7 protein-coding genes are annotated in these 6530 nt (G+C 73.4%); 3 read left to right on the plus strand and 4 right to left on the minus strand.

From position 1 onward, the window contains the following. Positions 1-191: 191 nt before the first annotated feature. From ychF to E1211_RS08625, 4 genes are all read right to left on the minus strand, one after another. Entirely contained in the window at positions 192-1277 is a 1086-nt protein-coding gene (gene ychF, locus E1211_RS08610) for a redox-regulated ATPase YchF (protein WP_132347214.1), read from the minus strand. A gap of 23 nt (positions 1278-1300) precedes the next feature. Continuing rightward, positions 1301-2035 (minus strand): peptidase E, encoded by a 735-nt coding sequence (locus E1211_RS08615; protein WP_132347229.1) that lies wholly within the window; start codon positions 2033-2035, stop codon positions 1301-1303. 83 nt (positions 2036-2118) lie between these two features. Further along, a complete protein-coding gene (locus tag E1211_RS08620; RefSeq protein WP_243709433.1) occupies positions 2119-2631 on the minus strand; it encodes a hypothetical protein in 513 nt (170 codons plus the stop codon). Positions 2632-2738: 107 nt separating this feature from the next. Next, positions 2739-3131, minus strand: coding sequence for a helix-turn-helix domain-containing protein (locus tag E1211_RS08625; protein ID WP_207915306.1), 393 nt, complete (start codon positions 3129-3131; stop codon positions 2739-2741). Between the two features lie 65 nt (positions 3132-3196). Here E1211_RS08625 and E1211_RS08630 point away from each other — a divergent pair, with 65 nt between their 5' ends. The 3 genes from E1211_RS08630 to E1211_RS08640 form a co-directional block, all read left to right on the plus strand. Beyond that, positions 3197-4096 (plus strand): LLM class flavin-dependent oxidoreductase, encoded by a 900-nt coding sequence (locus E1211_RS08630; RefSeq protein WP_132347216.1) that lies wholly within the window; start codon positions 3197-3199, stop codon positions 4094-4096. Then, positions 4093-5421 carry an FAD-binding oxidoreductase gene (locus tag E1211_RS08635; RefSeq protein WP_132347218.1) on the plus strand — a complete coding sequence of 443 codons (1329 nt, stop codon included), beginning with the start codon at positions 4093-4095 and terminating at the stop codon, positions 5419-5421. Before E1211_RS08630 ends, E1211_RS08635 begins: the two co-directional genes overlap by 4 nt. A gap of 94 nt (positions 5422-5515) precedes the next feature. Next, positions 5516-6530: bifunctional transcriptional activator/DNA repair enzyme AdaA (locus E1211_RS08640; RefSeq protein ID WP_132347220.1), on the plus strand; the 1015-nt coding region annotated here is incomplete at its 3' end.

A 6530-nucleotide genomic window follows, 5' to 3' on the forward strand; every position in this document is an offset into this window, starting at 1 on the left:
GGCAGGCCACTCCCCCGGTGGGCTCGTCCCCTGGTCGAGCGGCGCCGCGAGAGTCAGCACCGAGTCAGCACAGGGCCAGGAAACAGGCTGATCCGGCCGGAGAAAACAGGACGGGGCAGACCCGATGATCTGCCCCTGACCTGGGGTTTGCTCTCCTGACCGGCTACTTCCGCCGATCAAGGAGTCAGCCACTACACGTTGAAGCGGAACTCGACAACGTCGCCGTCCTGCATGACGTACTCCTTGCCCTCGATCCGCACCTTGCCGGCCGCCTTGGCGGCGGCCATGCTCCCGGCCGCGACGAGGTCGTCGTAGGAGACCACCTCGGCCTTGATGAAGCCGCGCTGGAAGTCGGAGTGGATGACCCCGGCGGCTTCCGGCGCGGTCGCGCCGATCGGGACGGTCCAGGCCCGCGCCTCCTTGGGGCCGGCCGTGAGGTACGTCTGGAGTCCGAGCGTGCGGAAGCCGACCCGGACCAATTGGTCCAGGCCCGGCTCGTTCTGCCCGATCGACTCGAGCAGCTCGCGGGCCTCCTCCTCCGGCAGGTCCACCAGCTCCGACTCGATCTTGGCGTCCATGAAGATCGCCTCGGCCGGGGCGACGAGCGCGCGCAGCTCGTCGAGGAACTCGGCGTTGCCGAGCTCGGCCTCGTCGACGTTGAAGACGTAGAGGAACGGCTTCGTGGTGAGCAGGTGCAGCTCGCGCAGGTGCTCCAGCTCGATGCCCGCGTCGCCGGCGCCCGCGTAGAGGGTGACGCCGGTGTCCAGCAGCTCGACGGCCTTCTTCGCGGCGGTCAGGGCGGCGGCACGGTCCTTGCGGAGCTTCGCCTCCTTCTCCAGCCGCGGCACCGCCTTCTCCAGCGTCTGGATGTCGGCGAGGATCAGCTCGGTGTTGATCGTCTCGATGTCGTCGGCCGGGGAGACCTTGCCGTCGACGTGCACCACGTTCGGGTCGGAGAAGGCCCGGACGACCTGGCAGATCGCCGAGGCGTCCCGGATGTTCGCGAGGAAGGCGTTGCCCCGGCCCTGCCCCTTCGAGGCGCCACGGACCAGGCCCGCGATGTCGACGAACGACACCGGCGCGGGCAGCACCTTCTGCGAGCTGAAGATCTCGGCGAGCTTCTGCAGCCGCTCGTCGGGCAGCCCGACGACGCCGACGTTGGGCTCGATCGTGGCGAACGGGTAGTTCGCCGCGAGCACGTCGTTCTTGGTCAGCGCATTGAACAGGGTGCTCTTGCCGACGTTGGGCAGGCCGACGATGCCGATGGTGAGACTCACGACGAGCCAGCTTACCCGTGGCCTCAGCGGAGCAGGCGCGGGGCGATGACGCTCTCCCGGACCGCGCCGTCCTCGGCCCGGCTCACCTCGTACGCCGAGACGCCCTCCCGGTCGGCCACCGCCTCGACCAGCTCCTCGCCCCGGTAGACGAGACCGACGCCGTCGTCGGTGCAGTGCGAGGTCGGCAGCGTGCCGTCGCCCACCAGCCGGTGCATCAGCGGCCGGCGCTGCTCCTCGCTGTCGTAGTGCACCCCGTTGCCGTACGGCAGCCAGCCCAAGCCGTCGGTGAAGGCGCGTAGCTGCGGCCCGAAGCTGTCGGTGGCCCCGCCCACGTGCCAGCAGATCGAGCCGGCGGACACCCCGCCCAGGACCACCCCGGCCTGCCAGCACTCGTGCAGGATCTCGTCGAGGCCGTGCACCCGCCAGACCGCGAGCAGGTTGGCCACGCTGCCGCCGCCGACCCAGATCACGTCCTGGGCGAGCAGGTGGGCGCGGATGTCGTCGACGTTCGGCATGGGGAAGAGCGCCAGGTGCGACATCCGGAACCGGGTGCCCGCGAACGCGCCGTAGAGGGAGGTGAAGGTGGTGGGCTGGTCGCCGACCGCCTGACCCAGGAAGCAGATGCGCGGTTCCGGGCCGGCCTGCGCCAGCTCGGCCCCGAGCTCGAAGATCGGCCCGGGCCGCAGATCGTACGGGCCGCGCTTGCGGCTGAAGAAGCCCATGCTGGTGGCGAGGATCGTCGGTTCGCTGGCGGGCACGGTCGTCCTTCCGTCGAGGGCAGCCACCGATCATCCTGCCGCAGCAACCGCCGTCGCGGGCCGGCGGGCATGTGCGCCGCCGGTCAGGAGGCGCGGCGTTGGCGGGGCACGATCGCCGACGGGTCACCGGCGGGACACCCCGCCAGGGCCAGCTCGGCGGCGGGCAGCTGCCCCGGGGCCAGCTCGCGGGCCGCCGCGAGCGGGAGGGTGAACCGGGCCTCGGCGGCCGGGCCGGCGACCCGTGACTCGCGCAGCATCCAGCGCACCTCGTCGGCCGTCCAGCCGAGCCGGGGCCGCGCGGCGATCTCCCGGACGAGGCGCAGGCCGGGCCCGGTGTCGTCGTCGTAGAACCGCATGCACCAGTGGTGCGCCCACATGCCGAGCGCCCGCAGCCCGTCGTCGTCGAGCGAACGGGCCAGCCGGCCGCAGGCGGTGTCGACGAAGGGCGCGGTGGGATCGCCTGGACGGTCGCGCTCGATGGCGCCGACAGCCGCGGGGGCGACGGCGCGCATCCGGCGATAGAAGCCCTGCAGGACGGCCCGGTCCAACGGAGGGTGCTCGCTCCGCGTCGCTTCCGGACCCGCCACGCTCGCCATCGCCGTACCCCTTCTTGAGTTGGTGGCCGGACCGTACCCGCCACTACCGACACTTTCCACGGCGAGTGCGTAACCGCCCAGACGGGACGGGAGGGGACGGCGGGCACTCAGTCGCGCGCCGCCTGCCCCGTCCGTGCCCGGCCACGCGGGGCGAGGCGGCGCCGGTGGCTCCAGTCGACCAAGGGCTGGAGCAGCGACATCAGCTCCTGGCCGTCGGCGGTGGGGGCGTAGCGGATCTGGACCGGGGAGGACGGGATCACCGTCCGCTCGATCAGACCGTCGGACTCCAGTTCCTTGAGGCGCTGGGCGAGCAGCCGGTCGGAGATGCCGGTCACGGCGGCTCGGTACTCGCCGAACCGGCGGGCGCCACGCAGCGCGGCCAGCAGGATCGCCCCGGTCCACCGCCGGCCGACCAGTTCCAACGAGTCCTGGAAGACCCGGCAGCCGGCGTCGTCGATGTTCTGGTAGTGCCGCAGAGCGGCGATCTCGGCGATTGTCACTTACCAAATATTAGTAGCTAACCTCGGGTTTGCCCACCGGCCGACCCGGCCTCACGCTTGGCTCCATGACCGATTACCAGCAGCCGATCACCTTCGGCCTGAGCCTCGACCCATCGAGGGATAAACTACCCGAAACACGACAGCTCGCTCGGGCGGCCGCGGCGAGCGGCCTGGCGTACCTGGCCGTACAGGACCACGCCTACCAGCCCGGACACCTCGACACCTGGACGCTGATCAGCCACCTCGCGGCCGAGACCGAGCGGATCTCGTTCCTCACCGACGTGGCCGACCTGCAACTGCGCCCACCGACCATGCTCGCCAAGGCGGGCGCGTCGCTGAGCGTGCTCACCGGCGGCCGGATCGTCCTCGGCGTCGGCAGCGGTCCCAGCTCGGACGCCGTGGCGGCCATGGGTGGACCCCGCCGCAGCGGCGCGGAGACGATCACCTACACCGCCGAGGCGTTGCAGATCATGCGCCGGGCGCTGGCCGGGGAGGCCGTCCGCCACCTCGGCGAGCAGCACACCGTCGAGGGGTACCGGGGTGGGCCGGTGCCGCCCGAACCGGTGCCGCTCTGGCTCGGTGGCCAGCGGCCCCGCATGCTGACCGTGGCCGGCCGGTACGCCGACGGCTGGATCTCCCCGCTCAACATCTACGTGCCACCGGCCGAGGTGCCGGCCCGTCAGCAGATCATCGACGACGCGGCCCGAGCCGCCGGACGCGATCCGGCGCAGATCCGTCGGGTCTACAACGTCATCGGCGCGATCGGACCGCGCGGGGGCGGCACCGGCCTCGTCGGCGACGTCCAGCTCTGGGTCGACACGCTGACCCGGTGGGCCGTCGACCTCGGCTTCGACACGTTCATCTTCTGGCCGGTCGCGTCGCCGCACGCACAGCTGCGGGTGTTCGCCGAGCGGGTGGTCCCGGCCGTCCGGGAGCAGGTGCGCGAGATCAGGGAGCAGCGATGACCACCCTTCCCGAGTCACTGAGCGGCAAGCTCGTCACCCCCGGCGACGGCCGGTACGCGATGCTGCGCTCGACGTACACCACGAGACACTCGCCCGCCGGCGTCCTGCTGCCGCGGACCCCGCGGCAGGTGGTCGACGCCGTCCGCTACGCCCGGGAACGCGGCCTGCCCCTCGCCGTACGCAGCGGTGGCCACGGCCTCGCGGGCACCTCGTCCAACGACGGGGGCCTGGTGATCGACCTCTCCGCCGTGAACCGGGTCGAGGTGCTCGACGCGCGGTCCCGGCTGGTCCGGGTCGAGGCGGGCGCGCGCTGGGCGGCGGTGGCGGAGACGCTCGCCCCCTACGGCCTGGCGATCAGCTCGGGCGACCACGGCAACGTGGGGGTGGGCGGGCTCGCCACCGGCGGCGGCGTCGGCTGGTTGGTCCGCCGATTCGGGCTGACCATAGACCGGGTCAGGGCGGTCGAGGTGGTGCTCGCGGACGGGCGGCTGATCCGCGCCGACGCCGAGCACGAGCCCGAACTGTTCTGGGTGGTCCGCGGCGCGGGCGCGGGAGCCGGCATCGTGGTGGCGTTCGAGATCGAGGCCGAGGAGATCCGTAACGTCGGGCTGGCGCAGCTCGCCGTCGAGGCCACCCCGGACGGCGCGACGGTGCGGCAGTGGGCGGAACACCTGGCGCAGGCGCCCCGGGAGCTGAGCAGTGCCGCCGTGCTCTTCCCGCACGGGCGCAGGACCGTCATGCAGATCACCGCGGTGGTCGCCGCCGAGAGCCTGCGGCGGGCCCGCCCGCTGGTAGAGCCGCTGCTCGCCATCGGCAGGTTGCTCGACCACCGCATCGACCTGGTGCCCTACCCGGCCATGGTGCCGACGAGCCACCTGCACGCCAACGTCGGGCAGCAGGCCAGCCTCACCACCAACGGCCTGCTCACCATGGACGGCGCCGCGGCCCGGGCGGTCACGCGGGCGGCGGGCGGGCCGAGGCCGGCGCTGGTGCAGCTGCGATCGGTGGGCGGCGCGGTCAACGACGTCGCCCCGGCGGCGACCGCGTACCCGCACCGGCACCAGGACACCCTGGCCGTCGGCACGGTCTTCCCGCCGCAGGGCGGGTCCGCGCTGGACGCCGCCTGGCGAGGGGTCGCGGCGCGCTCCGACGGGGCGTACGTCAACTTCGAGAGCAGGCCGGACCGGGCGGCGTTCGACCGGATCTACCCCGGCGAGACCGGACGGCGGGTGGCGGAGCTGTGGCGGCGGTACGACCCGGACGGCGTTTTCCGGTCGGCGCTGCTCGGCGGCCGGCGGGACCGTGCGGCCAGCCGGAGTCGGTGACGGCACGGCCGGGCGCGGCAGGGTCCGACCGGCGGCACGCCCACGTCCGATTCCCGCCAGCCGGCGCGCCGCCGGCGGGGGCATCATCGGTGTCGTGGAGTTGGACTTCGAGCGGTGCTACCGGGCGGTCGACAGCCGTGACCAGCGGTTCGACGGCTGGTTCTACACCGGCGTGACGTCGACCGGGATCTACTGCCGGCCGTCCTGCCCGGCCACCACCCCGAAGCGGCAGAACGTCCGGTTCTTCCCGTCGGCGGCGGCCGCGCAGGGGGCGGGGCTCCGGGCGTGCCGCCGCTGCCGGCCCGACGCCGCGCCCGGCTCACCCCAGTGGGACGTACGTGCCGACGTGGTCGGCCGGGCCATGCGGCTGATCGCGGACGGGGTGGTGGACCGGGAGGGCGTGCCCGGGTTGGCCACCCGGCTCGGCTACACCGAGCGGCACCTGCACCGGATGCTGCACGCCGAGGTCGGGGCGGGACCGCTCGCGCTGGCCCGGGCGCAGCGGGCGCAGACCGCCCGGATCCTGATCGAGACGACCGGGCTCGGCATGGCGGAGGTCGCGTTCGCGGCCGGGTTCGGCAGCGTACGGCAGTTCAACGACACGGTTCGGGAGGTCTACGGCGTACCGCCGACCGAGCTGCGCCGGGCGCGTGGCGGGCGGCGGGTCGTGGGCGGCGCGGGAACGATCACGCTCCGGCTCGCCTACCGGCCGCCGCTGCACGCCACCGCGTTGCTGGACTTCCTCGCGCTGCGCGCGCTGCCCGGTGTGGAGGAGGTCCGGGACGGGACGTACCGCCGGGGGCTGCGGCTGCCGCACGGCGCGGGCGAGGCGGCGTTGACCCCGGCGGACGGTCACGTGTCGGCGGTGCTGCGCCTGACCGACATGCGTGACCTGGCCCCGGCGGTGGCCCGCTGCCGCCGCCTGCTCGACCTCGACGCCGATCCGGGGGCCGTGGACGGCACGCTCGCCGCGGATCCGGCGTTCGCCGCGGCCGTCGCGGCCGAACCCGGTATCCGGCTGCCCCGTGCGGTGGACGGCTTGGAGATGGCGGTGCGCGCGATCGTCGGCCAACAGGTCTCGGTGACCTCCGCCCGTACCACCCTGACCC

It is taken from the genome of Micromonospora sp. 15K316 (assembly GCF_004348525.1).
In the GTDB taxonomy this organism is placed as follows: domain Bacteria; phylum Actinomycetota; class Actinomycetes; order Mycobacteriales; family Micromonosporaceae; genus Micromonospora.

Coding starts and splice junctions, on each gene's coding strand:
- E1211_RS08620 (WP_243709433.1), bottom strand. CDS start 2,631: ATGGCGAGCGTGGCGGGTCCGGAAGCGACGCGGAGCGAGCACCCTCCG.
- E1211_RS08630 (WP_132347216.1), top strand. CDS start 3,197: ATGACCGATTACCAGCAGCCGATCACCTTCGGCCTGAGCCTCGACCCA.
- E1211_RS08635 (WP_132347218.1), top strand. CDS start 4,093: ATGACCACCCTTCCCGAGTCACTGAGCGGCAAGCTCGTCACCCCCGGC.